Here is a 15,600-nt window from a genome sequence, read left to right as displayed (position 1 = left end):
CACCGGGTCTGTGCCAGGCGTTGTGGTAGGTGTTCTCCTGACGGTGGCGCGGGGGAGGAGCAGCGGGGATGAACGCGGGCGAGCCGGTCCGGCAGGCGGTGCTGGAGGCGGTGCTGGAGCGGATCACCTTCGCCAACGAGGAGACCGGCTACACCGTGGCCAGGGTGGACACCGGGCGCGGCGGCGACCTGGTGACCGTGGTCGGCGCGCTGCTGGGCGCGCAACCGGGGGAGTCGCTGCGGCTGCGCGGCCGGTGGGGTTCGCATCCGCAGTACGGCAAGCAGTTCCACGTGGAGGACTACACGACGGTGCTGCCCGCCACCGTGCAGGGCATCCGGCGGTACCTGGGTTCCGGGCTGATCAAAGGCATCGGGCCGGTGCTGGCGGACCGGATCGTCGAGCACTTCGGCGTGGACTCCCTCGACGTGATCGAGCGGCACCCGGAGCGGCTGATCGAGGTGCCCAAGCTGGGACCCAAGCGCACCAAGCTGATCGCGGCCGCCTGGGAGGAGCAGAAGGCGATCAAGGAGGTGATGGTCTTCCTGCAAGGGGTCGGGGTGTCCACCTCGCTGGCGGTGCGGATCTACAAGCAGTACGCGGAGAAGTCCATCGAGGTGGTCCGCCAGGAGCCCTACCGGCTGGCCAACGACGTGTGGGGCATCGGGTTCCGCACCGCGGACACCATCGCCAAGTCGGTGGGCATCCCGCACGACAGCCCGCAGCGGGTGAAGGCGGGCTTGCAGTTCACCCTGTCCGAGGCGACCGGCAACGGCAACTGCTTCCTGCCCGAGCAGCAGCTGATCAGCGAGGCGATCAAGATCCTCCAGGTGGACACCGGCCTGGTGATCGACTGCCTGGCCGAGCTGGTCGAGGAAGAAGGCGTGGTCCGGGAGCAGGTGCCCGGCGAGGACGCGGACACCCCGGTCGGCGCGATCTACCTGGTGCCGTTCCACCGCGCCGAGGTCAGCCTGGCCGCCTCGCTGCTGCGGCTGCTGCGCGCGGGGGCGGACTGGATGCCGGACTTCGCCTCGGTGGACTGGGCCAAGGCGCTGGCGTGGTTGCACCGGCAGAACAAGACCGAGCTGGCGCCCGCGCAGGAGGAGGCGGTCAAGCTCGCGCTGACCAAGAAGGTCGCGGTGCTCACCGGCGGACCGGGCTGCGGCAAGAGCTTCACCGTCCGCTCGATCGTGACCCTGGCCAGGGCGAAGAACGCCAGGGTGCTGCTGGCCGCGCCCACCGGCCGCGCCGCCAAACGCCTCACCGAGCTGACCGGCCACCCGGCGGCCACCGTGCACCGGCTGCTGGAGCTCAAACCCGGCGGGGACGCCGCCTACGACCGGGACCGCCCACTGCCTGCGGACCTGGTGGTGGTGGACGAGGCGTCCATGCTGGACCTGTTGCTGGCCAACAAGTTGGTCAAGGCGGTCGGCCCCGGCGCGCACCTGCTGCTGGTGGGAGATGTGGACCAGCTCCCGTCGGTGGGCGCTGGCGAGGTGCTGCGCGACCTGCTGGCCGAGGGCAGCCCGATCCCGAATGTGCGGCTGACCCAGGTGTTCCGGCAGGCGCAGCAGTCCGGCGTGGTCACCAACGCGCACCGGGTCAACGCGGGCGAGCCGCCGGTGACCGACGGCCTTGACGACTTCTTCCTGTTCCCGGTGGAGGAGGCCGAGGCCGCCGCGGAGCTGACCGTGGACGTGGTGGCCCGCCGGCTGCCGAAGAAGTTCGGCGTGAACCCGCGCCGCGACGTGCAGGTGCTGGCCCCCATGCACCGCGGCCCGGCAGGCGCGGGCGCGCTGAACCTGGTGCTGCAGGAGGCGCTGACGCCCAGTCGCCCCGACGTGCCAGAGCGCCGCTTCGGCGGCCGGGTGTTCCGGGTGGGGGACAAGGTCACCCAGATCCGCAACAACTACGACAAGGGCGCCAACGGCGTGTTCAACGGCACCCTGGGCGTGGTGGTCGCGCTGGACAACGACGAGCAGAAGCTCACCGTGCGCACGGATGAGGACGAGGACGTCGACTACGAGTTCAGCGAGCTGGACGAGCTGACCCACGCCTACGCGGTCACCATCCACCGCAGCCAGGGCAGCGAGTACCCGGTGGTCGTCATCCCCCTGACCACCAGCTCCTGGATGATGCTGCAACGCAACCTGCTCTACACCGCGGTGACCCGGGCGAAGCGGATCGTGGTGCTGGTCGGGTCGCGGCGCGCCATCGGCCAGGCGGTGCGCACGGTCGGGGCCGGCCGCCGCCACACCGCGCTGGCCTGGCGACTGCGCGATCACGCCGGCTCGTAACGCAGCGGCACCTCGACCCCGGCCCGCCGGAACAGCCCGGCCACGATCTTGTTGAGCATCCGGTTGACCGCGGCGGAGTCCTTGGCCCGCAGCATCTCGGCGGTGAGGATGTGCCGGGAGTCCTGCCAGGGCTCGCCGGGGTGGAAGACGGTGAGGATGACGGTGACGCCGTAGGGGCGTGGGGTGGCTTGCACGCGCCAGGCTGGGCCGGTGGGCGGGACCAGCGGGATGCGCTGGGTGCTCCAGGTCCAGGAGTGCATGCAGTAGAGGAGCTGGTCGGTGGTCACGCACTTCATAGTTGGCTTTGCCAGGCTGGCAAGGTAAATCGGCAGCGTCACCTGATGGGATGGAATTTTCTGCGGCGTAACGGTGAATGGCGCATTGTCCTTAGTGGACGGTCGCCAGTCCGGCCTTCCCGCGGAATCGGCAGAGGGCAGTCAAGGATGCCAGCCAGGGCGCGCTGTGCTCGGTCTACGCTGCCGCTGTGCGGCTGAATTGGTGACAGCGGTGCATTTCGCTGCCCTGATGCCAAGTCAGCGACCCGCGCAGGCGGATGGCCTGCTCCATCACCGTGCCGATGGCTGAGCCGCTTTCCTAGCCGATGATCAAGCCACTCTCCTCGGCAGCTTGGTATGGCTCGATCGGTGGCCTCGGGGAGCGGTTCTTGCGGACCTGGAAGTTCATCGCGTTCCCGGGCACCGCTTAACCCCGCCAGACCCGCGCGGCTCAGGCCTCGAACCCCAGCGCCCGCATGTAGACCGCGAACGGTTCCCCGGCCGGAATGACCCTCGCCGCCTCGAACTCCAGCACGTCCGTGGTGCGCATACCGGTGCGCCGGGCCAGTTCCGCGGCGGTGACCCCCTGGGTCTCGCGGGCCTCGCGCAGCACCTTGGCCAGGTCCTCGGCGTCTTCGCGCGGGGTGAAGCTCATCGCTGCTCCTTGTCGTGGTGGTGGAGGGCGTGCTCGCACAGGGAGACCAGTTCGCGGGTGTAGCCGGGCAGGTCGAGGTCCGGCTGGGTGAGCAGGTGCTGCAGCGCGCCGGAGAGCAGCTGCCGGATGATCACCGCGACGGTGCCGGGGTCGAACTCGCGGAACTCGCCCGCGCGCTGTCCGCGTTCCAGCACCTCGGTCAGGCCGGCGAGCTCGGCGGCGTTGTTCGCCCCGACCCACCGGCTCAGCGCCTCGGGATGGCCCTGGAGGATCTGCACCAGCGCCCGCATGTGCGTGCGGTGGGTGTCGTAGAACCTGATGCTGCCCTCCAGGTACCCGCGCAGCGCCTGCCAGGCGGAGGTGGCCGCCGCGCTCTCCGGACGCACCAGCGCGCCGCCGGTGTCGTAGACCTCGGCGACCACCTGTCCGATCAGGTCGTCCTTGCCGTCGAAGTGGTAGGAGATCAGCCCGGGACTGCTCAGCCCGGCCCGCCGGGCGATCTGCGCGAAGGAGGCCTTGGCGTAGCCGAGCTCGGCGATGGTCTCGATCGCGGCGAGCACGATCTGCTTGCGGCGCGCGGCCTCGGTGAACGTCAGTTCGCTCGACCCAGGATTAGGTTGCACGACCTAAATCTAGTGCATCCATCAAACCGGTCCGCGGCGGGCGGCTAGAACAGTCCGATCACCAGCGACATGGCGAGGAACAGCACCAGCTGGTAGGCACAGTTGATCAGGGTCAGCTTCGGCGGCTTTAGCTCGAAGGCGTTGTGCTGGAGGAGCGTGGTCGCCGAGAACGTCAACCAGGCCACCAGGCCGACCAGCAGCGCCAGGCCCACTGACTTGTCGCCAGTGGCCGCCGACGTGATCCCGATGCCGGCCGCCAGTCCGACCGCGGTCACGCTGTTCGCGATGAGGAGCTGGGTCATGTTCCTCTTGCTGGCCTTCTTGGACCGTTCCGGAGTCAGGCCGGTCAGCTTCCACCACACGAACACAAAGCCGATCTTGCTGTACCACAAGCCCGCCACGGCCATGCCGACCACGATCGCGAGCACGGTGGCCAGCCAGTTGATCTCCATGGCGAAACTCCCTGGTTGTCTGAACGCCGGAGCGTGATAAAATCAACCGCAATGGAAAAAGTCAAGCGCTCTCCTGGTCGCTCGTACGGGCAGTACTGCGGAGTCGCCCGCGCCTTGGACGTGGTGGGCGACCGCTGGAACCTGCTGATCGTGCGCGAGCTGCTGCCCGGCCCACAGCGCTACAACGAGCTGAAGACCTCCCTCGCGGGGATCGCGACCAACCTCCTGGCGGAGCGGCTGCGGAGCCTGGAGGGGAACGGCATCGTCGAGCGGCGGCTTGGCGATGCGGGAGTCCGCTACGCCCTGACCCCGTGGGGCGCGGGGCTTCGCGAGCCGATGGAGGCGCTGGGCAGGTGGGGCGCGCCGCTGATGACGACCGGACGTGACGGCGACTCGTTCCAGCCGCGCTGGCTGGTGGTCGCGCTGCCCGCGCTGCTCCGGGGTGTGACCGCGACTCCCGCGCTGGAACTCGGCTTCGAGGTCGACGGCTTCCTCGTCGTCGCGCACATCGACGAGAACGGCCCGCGCGCGGTGGCCCAGCCCGACCGCCGGCCGGACACGGTCCTGGCGGCCGAGCCAGAGGTTGTCGTCGGGCTCGCGGCCGGTGCGCTCACGGTCGACCAGGCGGTCTCCGCGGGACGCCTCCAGGGTGATGTCGAAGCCCTCCGCGGAGCTTTCCCCGCTGGGCGGGCTACCGCTCTGCCCTCGCTCGATCCTCGCTAGCTGACGCTGCCGATCGGCAGGTCGACCGTTGCTGTGCTTGTGAATTCTGCCAGTGTGATTATTTCAGTGTCGATCGAAATTAAGCCACAGAGCGACAAACGACAACCCCGCCGGGATCGACCAAGCAGGCCCACCCGGCTCAGCGGGCCTGGGTGGCGAACTCGTGCAGGAGTGCCCCGGTGGTGCCGGGGTCCTCGAACATGGGCGTGTGGCCGACCCCGTCGAGGATCTCGACCCGGGCGCCGGGCACCCGCCGGTAGTCCTGGGCGGAGGACGGCTGCCACCGGCGGTCCCGCGCGCCGAAGACCACCAGGGTCGGCAGGCCGATCCCGGTGAGCCGGTCGGGGAGGGGCCGTTCGGTCAGAAATGCGCTGGCCGCCTCGTCGGTTGCGGTGAGGGCGCGGTAGGTCATGCCGCGGATGTCGGCGATGAGCCGGTCGGGGACCTGCACCTCGCGGGTGAACGCGGTGCCGACCGCGTCGCGGATCATGCTCTCGGTGCGCAGCCGCCAGAGCAGCTCACCGAGCACCGGGGTGGTCAGCAGGGCGGCGGCGGGGCTGTTGCCGAGGAAGGCGTCCAGCCGGGGGCCGGTGGAGATCAGCATGATCGCGGCCACCAGGTCGCGGCGCCGCTCGGCCAGTGCGGTGGCGACGTAGCCGCCGGTGGAATGGCCGACGATGGTCGCGCGGCGGATGCCGAGCTGGTCGAGCACGGCGGCGACCCGGTCGGCCTGCTCGGGAATGCCGTAGCCAGTAAGGGGTTTGGCCGATCCGCCGTGGCCGAGCAGGTCCAGCCGCAGCACGTGCAGGTCGCGCACACCCGGCAGCACCGGATCCCACCAGGCCGTCGAGCCGGTCAGTCCGTGCAGCAGCACCACCGCGGGCGCGCCGGGCGGCCCCTCCCGCACGAGGTGGATGTCCCCGCCGGGCAGGCGCACGATCCGCGTGCCGGTGGCTTCAGCGGTCTCGGTGCGCACGGCCACCGTGTTCGCCGCGAGCAGGAAGGCGAGGCCGCCGAGGGTCAGCAGGGCGATCCGCCACCGCCGTCCGCGTGGGTTGGGTTTCTGTCTCATGGCAACACCTTCGCGGTGGGCGGGGCGGGGGTCTTGGAGAAATGTCCGCGCCGCTCCTAGGGTCAGGGCGTGCCGGACACCGCCGCCTGGGAGATCGCGCGACCGTCGCGGGCGCGACCCGGTGCCGACATGGCCGGGTTCCGCATTCCCGGTGATGTCCCGGCTGAGCTGCGGGCCATCCCGCATCCGGCCGTCACCGTGGCCGTCGAGTTCGGCGGCCGTCCGGTGGCCGTGGGCGGGCGGCGGATGACCAGCGTGGCCGCCGGGCTCGGCTTCACCGTGTTCCGGGTGCGGGCCGAGGGGGTCGACTGCGTGCAGCTGCGGCTGTCCCCGCTGCTGGCGCACCCGGTGCTCGGGCTGCCGCTGGCGGAGTTGCGCGGGCAGGTCCTCGCCCTCGATGACCTGTGGGGTCGCGGCACGCTGACACTGCGTGAGCGGCTGCACCACGCGCGCACCTGGCCGGAGCGGTTCGCGCTGGTCGAGGCCGAACTGGCGGCGCGACTGGACGCGGGCCGGCTGGTTGATCCCGAGGTGGCCTGGGTGTGGCGGGAGATCCTCGGCAGCCACGGCCGGGTGCGGGTACGCGAACTGGCGGCGCGGACCGGGTGGAGTCGCCAGCGACTGTGGTCCCGCTTCGGCGCGCAGCTCGGCCTGACCCCCAAGCGCGCGGCCATGCTGGTCCGCTTCGACCACGCCGTGCACCGCCTGGTGCGTGGGCACAGCGCCGCGCGGGTGGCCGCGGAGGGCGGTTACGCCGACCAGTCCCATCTGCACCACGAGATCCGCGCGTTCACCGGGACCACCCCGGTGGCCGCCGCGGGCGAGCCGTGGCTGGCGGTGGACGAGCGGGCGTGGCCGGGCTGAGCGGTCAGGGCGTCAGGGCCAGCGGCAGGGTCGCGATGGTGTGCCGGTCCTGCCGGCCGTCCACCGGGACCACCGGCACGCCAAGGCTTTGCGAGGCCCGCTGGGGGCTCAGCCACAGCCCGTCCGCCGCGACCCCGACCCGCACCCGCGCCCTGGCCACCAGTTCACCCCTGGCCGCCCGGGACAGCGTGTAGGAGGTGCAGGTGAACATCGCCTCCGGCGCGCACCGGCCCAGCAGCGCCACCGCGTCCGCCGGGTCCTTCGGCACGAAACAAGCCTGGCGCAGCCGTCCCACTGAGACATCGCGCCAGGATTCGGTGACCCGGTGCCGGGCGGTGCCGTCGTTGGCCACCGGGCCGGAGACCACCTCCGGGTCCGCGCCGAGGGCGACCAGGAGCTCCTGGTGCAGTTCCAGGGTGTCCAGGGCGGTGGCCGGGTAGCCGGCTTCGGCGAGCTGGCTGACCAGGCGGTGGGCGGCGCTGGCGATGGCGCGGCGGCTGCCTTCCTCGCCGCCGCCGCGGGCCAGTGCGGCCAGGGGTTCCTCGGCGGGGCGGTAGCGCAGGGACAGCCAGTGCACCCGGATCGGGGTGGCCGCGCCGGTGCTGGCCGGCAGGCCGGGGACGGCCCAGATGGTGAGCTGGGCGCTGGTGAGCCGGATGCCGGAGCGTTCGTAGGCCTGGTGGAGCAGCCGGGTCAGCGCGTCCGGCGCAGGGTGTGCGGCCGGAGCGATTCGCACCATCGTGCAGAAACTGCCGTCGGAGTCCAGTGTTGCCACTCCTACCCTGTTGCCCGCGCGGTCGACCTGGGTATGCACGGACAGGTCGGGCAGCAGGGCGCGCAGCGGCGTGGCCGCCTCGCGGGCGGCGAGCCTGCGGCGGCGGTGCCGGAAGCGCAGGTAGAGGGCGGCCCAGCGGTAGGCGGGCAGGCCGCGGACGCGGAGCAGGGTAACGGCGAGGGTGATGGTGGCGACGCTGAGGGCGAGGATGCTCCACGGTCCGAAGGGGACGATGGTGCCGAGCACGCCCAGGGCCGCGATCTCCGCGACGGCAATTGTGCCCGCACCCAACGGCACCACCCGTCCCCGCCGGCCGGTCGAGAGAACGCTCATCCGCATGCACCACCGAGTGTTTGGGAATTCCTTGCGGCACAAGGATTTCAGTCAACAGATGACCGGAACTGTCCGTGGTGATCGATAGTATTGCGCAGCAGTGCGACGGCGCGAGGGGGCGGCGGTGTGGACCCAGAAGGACCAGGTGCAGGCGTACCAGTTCCTGCGCAGGCGGCTGATCTCCGCGCTGGTGGCCGGGGACGCCAACCACCCGGTCTCGCCGAGCAGGCGGTTGGTGCTGGGCACGGTGCTCGGGATCGCGGTGGCGCTGCTGGTCACCGCGGTGTTCGGGATCATCGGGGTGCTCAGTCCGGCGCGGGCCGCGGAGTGGAAGCAGGGCGGCCAGGTGATCGTGGAGAAGGAGACCGGCGCCCGGTTCGTGCTCGGTGAGGGCGACCTGCTGCACCCGGTGCTGAACTTCGCCTCCGCGCGGCTGCTGGCCGGTGGCAACGGGGATCGCACGGTGACCGTGCCCGCGAAGACCTTGGCCGACCTGCCCAGGGGAGCGACGGTGGGGATCGAGGGTGCGCCGGACTCGTTGCCGGAGACCGGGCGGCTGCTGGGCGGGCCGTGGACGAGTTGTTCGCGTGGTTCGGCCGACCTGCCCGCCAACGTGGAGCCGGGTTCGAGTGTGTCGGTGGGGCGCGCGCCGGGTGGGCGGGAGCTGCGGGCGGGGGAGGGGCTGCTGGTGCGGCTGGCCTCCGGGGAGCGGTTCCTGTTGACCGGTGGGCATCGGTTCAAGCTGGCCGACGAGCGGGCGGTGGTGGCGCTGGGGTATGAGCCGGTGCGGGCGCTGCCGGTGGCGCGGAACTGGCTGAACACGGTGCCGGTCGGCCGGGACCTGGCGGTGGTTTCGTTGCGGCAGGCGGGATCGCCGGGTCCGCGACTGGGCACTGTGGACACTCGGGTGGGGCAGGTGCTCCAGGCCGATGGTGTGGCGGACGGTTTTTACGTGGTGCGCGCGGACGGGGTGGCGCCGGTGACCGAGACCGAGGCCAGGCTGGTGCTGGCCGCGCCGGGCAACGCGGCGGCCTATCCGGACCGGCGGGCGCGGGTGCTGCCGGTGCCCGCGGCGGAGCTGGCCGAGGCGCCGAGAGCGGAGAGTTCGGTGGAGCGCGAGCCGACCGGATATCCGTTGCGGCGGCCGGAACCGGTGTCCCTCGGCGGGTTGCCCGGCACGGTGTGCGCGAGCGATTTTGGGGCCACCGGGGCGAAGCTGGCCTATGGTGACTCCTCGGTCAGTGCGTCCACTGTGGACGATCAGGGGCGGGTGGCGGAGGTGGCGCTGGTGCCGGGCGGGGCCGGGGCGCTGGTGGCGGATCAGCCTGCGCCGGGGGCGTCCTCCGGTGCGGTGTACCTGGTGACCGATGCCGGGGTGAAGTTCCCGGTGGCGGGCGGGGAGTCGGTGCAGGCTCTGGGATATGGGGCGGTGGCCCGTCGGCCGGTGCCCGCGAGTGTGCTGGCGTTGTTGCGGACCGGTCCGGTCCTGGACCGTGCCAAGGCGCAGGAGGTGGTGGCGCGGTGAGCGGAACGCGGATCAGGGTCGGGGTCATCGAGGATCATCCGCTGTACCGGGCCGCGGTGGCCAGGGTGCTGGCGGATGCGCCGGATGTCGAGCTGGACGGGGTGGCCGAGTCGGTGGCGCAGTTCGCCGCGCGGCGCAGCGGAGCCGGTTCGGTGGTGGTGCTGGACCTGAAGCTGCCGGGGGTACGCGACGCGGCCGCGGTGATGGAGGTGGTCGGCATGGGGCACCGGGTGCTGGTGGTCTCGGCGCATGCCGGGCAGTCGGAGGTGCTGGGCGCGATCGCGGCCGGGGCCAGGGGTTATCTGTCCAAGGACAGCGACGGGGACGAGATCTTGCGTGCGGTGCGGGAGATCGCGGCCGGGAACAGCTATGTGTCGCCGACGCTGGCCTCCTACGTGTTGAACGCCTCGCGGGACCGCAACAACGGGCCGGTGATCGAGCTGTCGGTGCGGGAGCGGCAGGTGCTGGCGTTGCTGGCGGCGGGGGAGCGGGACCAGGACATCGCGGAGGCGATGGCGATCAGCGTGCGCACGGTGCGCTCCTACCTGGACCGGATCCGGGACAAGACGGGCTGCCGTCGCCGGCCGGAGCTGACCCGGTACGCGATCGAGGAGGGGCTGGCGCACAGCACACCCGCCGACTGGGCGGGCCGGGCCTGATGGGGCGGCGCGCCGCGGGTCTGGTGGCGGTGTGCGCGTTGTGCGCCTTTGGTTTCACGCCGGTGGCGGTGGCGCAGCAGTGCGCCGCGCCCGCCGGGAACTACAGCGGTCCGGTGAACTGGGCGCAGCGGCTCATCGGGGCGGACCGGTTGTGGCCGTTGACCGAGGGGGCCGGGCAGCGGGTCGCGGTGGTCGCGCCAGGGGTCGAGGCGGCCGGGCAGCTGGCCGGGCGGGTGCGGGAGGCGCAGGCCGACTGTGACGGGCGGGGCACGTTCGCGGCCGGGATCATCGCGGCGCGGCCGGATCCGGACACCACGTTCGCCGGGATCGCGCCGGGCAGCCAGGTGCTGGCGGTGCGGGTGCCGCAGGCCGATCCGGACTCCCTGGCCGCGGGGATCACCCGCGCGGTGGAGGGCGGCGCGACGGTGATCGCGGTGGTGAGCCCGTCGGCGAGCAGCAGCGGCGCGCTGTCGGCCGCGGTGCGCACCGCGTTGTCCCGCAACGTGGTCGTGGTGGCCGCGGCGGCGGGGGACAAGCCGTCCACGCGGACTTTTCCCGGCGCGCTGCCGGGTGTGCTGGCGGTGGGCGGGATCGACCAGTCCGGTGCGGCGGTGTCGGCGGAGTCCGGGGAGCATCTGGGGCTGGCCGCGCCGGGGGCGGACCTGGTGAGCGTGTCCGCCGGTGGGCGCGGGCATCGGTGGGGGGTGGGCGGTCCGGCCTTCGCCGCTGCCTATGTGGCTGGTGCGGCGGCGCTGGTGCGCGGGTATCGCCCCGAGTTGTCGGCGGAGCAGGTGCGGACGCGGTTGCTGGTGACGGCCGGTGGCGCTGGTGGCGCGCATGATCCGGTGCTGGGCTGGGGTGTGCTGGACGCGTACTCGGCGGTGACCGCGGAGCTGCCGCCCGGGGTGGCGGCGCCGGTGGCGGGGGAGCGGCCGGATGCGGGGCCGCGGCCGACGGTGGCGATCGCGGCGGGTCCGGCCGATCCGGTGCGGCACGATCGGCTGCCGGGGGCGTTGGCGGTGCTGGGTGTGCTGGCCGCGGGCGTGGCGGTGGTGGCCACCGCGGCGGTGCGGCGCGGGCGGTCCCGGCGCTGGCGGATCGGCGGGGACGGGGCGGGCGCGCCCAGCAAGTGATCTTGGGTAGGGTCGGGGCATGTCGTCGACCTTCAGCCGTCGCGCGTTCCTCGGTGCGGCGGCTCTGGTGCCGCTGGCCGCCTGCGCGAGCGAGGAGAAGCCCGCCGTCACCACCAGCGCGCCGCCGTCGTCGACTTCCGCCGCGCCGCAGCGGCATGACCGGCTGGTGGAGCTGGAGCGGGAGTTCGACGCGCGGATCGGGGTGTACGCGCTGCACACCGGCACCGGTGCGACCATCGAGCACCGGGCGGAGGAGCGGTTCGCGTTCTGCTCGACGTTCAAGGGTCTGGCCGCGGCGGCGGTGCTGGCGCGGCATCCACTGTCCTATTTGGACACCGTGGTGCGCTACGGCAAGGAGGAGCTGCTCAAGAGCGCGGTGGTGACCAGCAAGCACGTGGCCACCGGGATGAGCCTGCGGCAGCTGTGCGATGCCGCGGTCCGCTACAGCGACGGCACCGCGGGCAACCTGCTGCTGCGCGAGGTCGGCGGCCCGGCGAAGCTGACCGAGTACGTCCGGAGCCTCGGCGACACGGTGACACGGATGGACCGCACCGAGCCCGCGCTCACCGAGGCCACACCAGGCGATCCGCGCGACACCTCCTCGCCGCGGGCCCTGGGCGAGGACTACCGCAAGATCGTCCTGGGTGACGCGCTGCCGGCGGACCGGCGGGCGTTCCTGCGGGATCTGTTGGAGCGCAACACCACCGGCGGTCAGCGCATCCGGGCGAAGGTCCCCGCGGGCTGGACGGTGGCGGACAAGACCGGCACCGGGGACTACGGCACGCTCAACGACATCGGCATCGTGTGGCCGCCTGGGGGCGCGCCGCTGGTGGTGGCGGTGATGTCCAGCAAGGCGGCCAAGGACGCGGAGTACCAGCAGGCGGTGGTCGCCGAGGCCGCGGCCTACGTGCTGGGCAAGCTCACCTGACGTTCGTGCCGGTGAACAGCCGCAGGATGATCTGGCGGTACTGCTCGGCGTGGTGGCGGTCCTGGCGGAGGTAGTTCTCCCGTGCGGTGGTGACGTTTCCGCCGGTGCGGTCGATCTCCTCGGCGGCCGCGCCGAGGGTGCCCGCCAGGGCGGCGAGGGTGGCCGCGTGGGACTGGGCGGCCTGCCGGGACTGCGGGATCTGGCCGAAGGCGTCGCCGGGCAGGGTGCTCGCGGTGAGGTTGCCGCGCACGGTGTTCAGGTCGGCCGCGGCGGTGTGCAGGGTGCGGGCCAGCGGGCCGAGGGTGCCGTCGGCGGCGTGGAAGGACTGGCCGTTGCCGCGGGCCGCCGGAACAGGAGCGGGCGCGGGTGCGGGCACAGGTGCGGGTTCGGCCTGGCGGACGGGCTGGACCGGGTTGCCGGTGGCCAGGGCCGAGGCGGCGCGGGCGCGGTCGAGGTAGCGCTGGTAGTCGCCGTTGGTGTAGGTGGACCACTGGCGGAAGCTGGTGCCGTTGCCGGAGATGGCGTAGGCGTTGGCCGCGTTGGTGGCCGGGTCCAGGTTGGCGGTCTCGTCGCGCTGGGCCTGTTCGCGGGCGGTGCCGTGGCCGGGGTTGAGCGAGCGGATCTGCCACAGCCCCACCGAAGGACCCCACTTGCTGGTCTCCAGCGCGATGTCGCCGATGGCGTCGGTGCGGCCGCTGGACTCGGCCAGCGCGACCGCGACGGCGGTGTTCAGCATGTCGCCGCGGAACCCGGCGTCCCAGGCCAGCTGCGCGATCTCCTGGTCGGTGAGCCTGGGCATGGCGGGGACCTCTCAGTAGCGGAAGGACGGTGGTTCGGGGCGGTCCTCGGGTTCCTCGCCGATGACCTGCGGGGTGATCACCGCGGACTCGCCCCACACGTCCTCGGTCTCCACCAGCCAGGGCGGGATCCGGCGGCCACCGGCGAGGTCGCCGCCCATGCCGCCGCCCATCGGCATCATGGGCATCATCGGCATGCCGCCTGCCATGCCCTGGGCGGAGCCGGCAGCCGCCGCGGCGGCGCCCATCGCGCCTGCCATGCCCCTGGCGGCGGCTGCCGCGCCCGCCGCTCCGGCCAGCCCGGCCGCGGCCTGCGCCTGCGTGCCGGAGCCGCCAGGAGCGCCGATCTTGCCCAGCCCGCCCGCGCCGCCACCGCCGCCGAGTTTGCCCAGTCCCGCACCGAGTCCGGCGCCCAGCCCGGCCGCGCCCGCGCCGAGCCTGGCCGCCTCCGCGCCGATCCCGGGAGTGACAGCGCCCGGCTGCGTCTGCGGCTGCGTCTGCTGCTGCGGATCGGGCTTCTTCGCCCAGTCCGGCACCTTGGGCAGCGCACCGGCGAAGCGACCCGCCGCCGCGGCCGAGGCGGCCGCGAGGCCGGCGGCGAACATGCCGCCGAACAGCGGCGGCTTGACCGGCGCGGCGGCCCCGGCGCCGGGGTGGTCGGCGCCCTGCTGGCCGGCAGGCACTCGCCCGGCAGGGGATTCGGGAATCGAAGCCTGCGCGACCCGGTACCGGTTGGCCAGGTCTTCCATGATCAGCACCGCGCGGGCGTGGCTGGCGTTGGCCACCTGCGCGGCCTGCTGCTGCTGGCGGACCGCGGCCACCGCCTCGGCCTGCTGCGCCGCGACCCGCGCGGCCAGTTCCGGGGAGGTGCCCGGACCCAGCTGGATCGGCGCGCCGGCCATCCGCAGCGTGGCCGCGGAGACCTCGGGCACCTCGGTCGGCGGCGGCATGGTCGCCTGGGCCTTGATCAGCGCTTCCGCCGTGTCGTGGGCCAGGTCCCGCATGGCGTGCGCGGCCTCGGCGGTGCGCCGCAGCCCGGTGGCCAGGTCGGTGATCATCGACTGGTACTGCTCGGCCGCGCCGCCGCGCCACTGGTGCCGGAACCGCGCGAGCTGCCCTTCCAGGTTGCCCGCCTGCTCGTGCAGCCGGGAACCGACCGCGTCCCAGGCGTCGGCGGCCGCGCGCATGGTCTTGGGCTGGCCCGCGTGCAGCATGTCGTAGAGCTGGCGGTGGCTGTAGCGGGCGAAGTCGGTCTGTCCGTCGCTGGCGAAGTGCACGGGGGTCACATCCTCCCCGGGTCGGTGCGCGGGTCGGAGATCTGCAGCACGTTGCCGAGGTTGACCAGCGCCTGCCCGGCCTGCTGGTCCTGGCGGCGGTAGGCCTCGGCGATGGTGTGCGTGACGTCCTCGGCGAAGTCGATGGCCTGCCCGGCCCGCCCGAGCAGGGCGTGCATCTCCTCGGCCGCGGCCAGGTGGTGCGCGCCGAGCAGGTCGGCCTCGGTGAACTGGCCCAGCTGGACCTCGCGTTCGGTGAGGCCGCCGAGGTGGGCCAGCGGCTGCGCCATGCCGGTCAGCTGGGTGCCCAGCTCGCGGGCGAAGTCCACCAGCGACGCCAGGTGCACGGCGAAGGAGTTGTTCTCGGTGCTCACCCCTGCCCCCTCGGTTGTGGTCGGTCGCGCGGGCCGCGGACCCTGCCCAGGGCGAAGATTTCCGGGTCTGCCCCGGGCAGGGGCCAGCGGCTGGCGGGGATGTCAGCCGCTGGGGAACAGGCCCGCGTTGGTGCGCTCCATGGCCATCTGGTCGGTCATGGCCTTGCCGGTGTTGGCGGAGAAGTTGCGGATGACCGCGACCATCTCCGCGATGGCCGAGCGCAGGTCGTTCTCGGCCTGCTGGGCCTGCGCGCCCGCGGCGCTGCCCGAGCGGTACCAGGTGTTGCGCAGGTAGCCGAGCGAGCCGTCCAGCTCGTGCAGGTGCCGTTCCAGGGCGTTGGCGCGGTTGGACAGCGCGTCGGAGCTGGCGGCGAGCTGGCTGAAGTTGACGGAGACGACGTCCCCGCCGCTGCCGGTGGAATGCATGGGCGTTGGTGTCCTCTCCCGGTCAGGAGCCAGCGAGGCGGTTGAACACGGATCCGGCCGCGCTGTTGGCCGCGGCGCCTGCCACCTTGTTGATGTCGTCGGTGGCGTTGGTGTCGCCGGTGTTGTAGTTGCGGCTGACGTCGGTCATCAGGCTGGACATCCGGTCGAGGGCGGCGGTGGCCTTGGCCATCTTCTCCTGCAGCGTGGTGTGCAGCTGCTGGAAGGCGGCGGCCTGGTTGCCCTGGTAGGAGTTGCTCAGCGCCCAGCCGAGGTCGTTCTGGAGTCCGGTCATGGTGGACTTGGTCGCGGTGGCGGACTGGTGGAAGCCGCTGATCGCCTTGGTCATCGCGGCGGCATCGGCCTCAAAGCCGGGACCGGCCATGGGCGAACCACCTCCTCTCGTTCACCGGGTGTTCCC

General features: G+C 72.6%; 18 protein-coding genes. 7 read left to right on the top strand and 11 right to left on the bottom strand.

Going from position 1 to position 15,600, the window contains the following annotated elements:
* The first annotated feature begins 68 nt into the window (after positions 1-68).
* Positions 69-2,294, top strand: a complete 2,226-nt coding sequence (recD2, locus tag ACWDY5_RS26675; protein WP_449724905.1) for an SF1B family DNA helicase RecD2 — start codon at positions 69-71, stop codon at positions 2,292-2,294.
* Here recD2 and ACWDY5_RS26670 read toward each other — a convergent pair.
* From ACWDY5_RS26670 to ACWDY5_RS26655, 4 genes are all read right to left on the bottom strand, one after another.
* Entirely contained in the window at positions 2,279-2,581 is a 303-nt protein-coding gene (locus ACWDY5_RS26670) for a hypothetical protein (protein WP_252480400.1), read from the bottom strand. The genes recD2 and ACWDY5_RS26670 overlap by 16 nt on opposite strands.
* A gap of 439 nt (positions 2,582-3,020) precedes the next feature.
* On the bottom strand, positions 3,021-3,224 hold the full coding sequence (locus ACWDY5_RS26665; RefSeq protein ID WP_449724904.1) for a helix-turn-helix domain-containing protein: 204 nt from the start codon (positions 3,222-3,224) through the stop codon (positions 3,021-3,023).
* The gene (locus ACWDY5_RS26660) at positions 3,221-3,847 is read right to left on the bottom strand and encodes a TetR/AcrR family transcriptional regulator (protein ID WP_449724903.1); all 627 of its coding nucleotides are present in this window, start codon (positions 3,845-3,847) and stop codon (positions 3,221-3,223) included. The genes ACWDY5_RS26665 and ACWDY5_RS26660 overlap by 4 nt, the downstream gene beginning before the upstream one ends.
* Positions 3,848-3,891: 44 nt before the next feature.
* Positions 3,892-4,299, bottom strand: a complete 408-nt coding sequence (locus ACWDY5_RS26655; protein WP_449724902.1) for a DUF1761 domain-containing protein — start codon at positions 4,297-4,299, stop codon at positions 3,892-3,894.
* A 51-nt stretch (positions 4,300-4,350) separates the two neighbouring features.
* Here ACWDY5_RS26655 and ACWDY5_RS26650 point away from each other — a divergent pair, with 51 nt between their 5' ends.
* On the top strand, positions 4,351-5,022 hold the full coding sequence (locus tag ACWDY5_RS26650; protein WP_449724901.1) for a winged helix-turn-helix transcriptional regulator: 672 nt from the start codon (positions 4,351-4,353) through the stop codon (positions 5,020-5,022).
* A gap of 139 nt (positions 5,023-5,161) precedes the next feature.
* Here the strand turns inward: ACWDY5_RS26650 and ACWDY5_RS26645 are convergent, their stop codons facing one another.
* Positions 5,162-6,094 (bottom strand): alpha/beta fold hydrolase, encoded by a 933-nt coding sequence (locus ACWDY5_RS26645; protein ID WP_449724900.1) that lies wholly within the window; start codon positions 6,092-6,094, stop codon positions 5,162-5,164.
* A gap of 69 nt (positions 6,095-6,163) precedes the next feature.
* Here ACWDY5_RS26645 and ACWDY5_RS26640 point away from each other — a divergent pair, with 69 nt between their 5' ends.
* The gene (locus ACWDY5_RS26640; RefSeq protein WP_449724899.1) at positions 6,164-6,958 is read left to right on the top strand and encodes a helix-turn-helix domain-containing protein; all 795 of its coding nucleotides are present in this window, start codon (positions 6,164-6,166) and stop codon (positions 6,956-6,958) included.
* 4 nt (positions 6,959-6,962) lie between these two features.
* Here ACWDY5_RS26640 and ACWDY5_RS26635 read toward each other — a convergent pair whose 3' ends face one another.
* Positions 6,963-8,066 (bottom strand): type VII secretion protein EccE, encoded by a 1,104-nt coding sequence (locus ACWDY5_RS26635; RefSeq protein ID WP_449724898.1) that lies wholly within the window; start codon positions 8,064-8,066, stop codon positions 6,963-6,965.
* Between the two features lie 100 nt (positions 8,067-8,166).
* Between ACWDY5_RS26635 and eccB the strand changes: the two genes are divergently transcribed.
* The 4 genes from eccB to bla are packed head-to-tail and all read left to right on the top strand — an operon-like array spanning position 8,167 to position 12,311.
* Positions 8,167-9,591, top strand: coding sequence for a type VII secretion protein EccB (gene eccB / locus ACWDY5_RS26630; protein ID WP_449724897.1), 1,425 nt, complete (start codon positions 8,167-8,169; stop codon positions 9,589-9,591).
* A complete protein-coding gene (locus tag ACWDY5_RS26625; protein WP_449724896.1) occupies positions 9,588-10,250 on the top strand; it encodes a LuxR C-terminal-related transcriptional regulator in 663 nt (220 codons plus the stop codon). Before eccB ends, ACWDY5_RS26625 begins: the two co-directional genes overlap by 4 nt.
* Positions 10,250-11,383 (top strand): S8 family serine peptidase, encoded by a 1,134-nt coding sequence (locus ACWDY5_RS26620; protein WP_449724895.1) that lies wholly within the window; start codon positions 10,250-10,252, stop codon positions 11,381-11,383. Before ACWDY5_RS26625 ends, ACWDY5_RS26620 begins: the two co-directional genes overlap by 1 nt.
* Positions 11,384-11,402: 19 nt before the next feature.
* Positions 11,403-12,311, top strand: a complete 909-nt coding sequence (gene bla, locus ACWDY5_RS26615) for a class A beta-lactamase (RefSeq protein WP_449724894.1) — start codon at positions 11,403-11,405, stop codon at positions 12,309-12,311.
* Here the strand turns inward: bla and ACWDY5_RS26610 are convergent.
* The 5 genes from ACWDY5_RS26610 to ACWDY5_RS26590 all read right to left on the bottom strand — a co-directional run bounded on the left by ACWDY5_RS26610 (position 12,304) and on the right by ACWDY5_RS26590 (position 15,564).
* Entirely contained in the window at positions 12,304-13,110 is an 807-nt protein-coding gene (locus ACWDY5_RS26610; protein ID WP_449724893.1) for a hypothetical protein, read from the bottom strand. The two genes, bla and ACWDY5_RS26610, sit on opposite strands and share 8 nt — an antisense overlap.
* Positions 13,111-13,122: 12 nt before the next feature.
* Positions 13,123-14,394 (bottom strand): WXG100 family type VII secretion target, encoded by a 1,272-nt coding sequence (locus tag ACWDY5_RS26605; RefSeq protein ID WP_449724892.1) that lies wholly within the window; start codon positions 14,392-14,394, stop codon positions 13,123-13,125.
* Complete coding sequence (locus ACWDY5_RS26600) at positions 14,391-14,756, bottom strand: hypothetical protein (RefSeq protein WP_449724891.1); 366 nt, start codon at positions 14,754-14,756, stop codon at positions 14,391-14,393. Before ACWDY5_RS26600 ends, ACWDY5_RS26605 begins: the two co-directional genes overlap by 4 nt.
* A gap of 102 nt (positions 14,757-14,858) precedes the next feature.
* Entirely contained in the window at positions 14,859-15,182 is a 324-nt protein-coding gene (locus ACWDY5_RS26595) for a hypothetical protein (protein WP_449724890.1), read from the bottom strand.
* Between the two features lie 22 nt (positions 15,183-15,204).
* Positions 15,205-15,564: a WXG100 family type VII secretion target gene (locus ACWDY5_RS26590; RefSeq protein ID WP_252480385.1), complete on the bottom strand. Its 360-nt coding sequence runs from the start codon at positions 15,562-15,564 to the stop codon at positions 15,205-15,207.
* Positions 15,565-15,600 lie beyond the last annotated feature (36 nt).

This window comes from Crossiella sp. NPDC003009, assembly GCF_053591555.1.
Note: the sequence above shows the minus strand (reverse complement) of the source record. Positions and strands in the feature narration are given on the sequence as shown.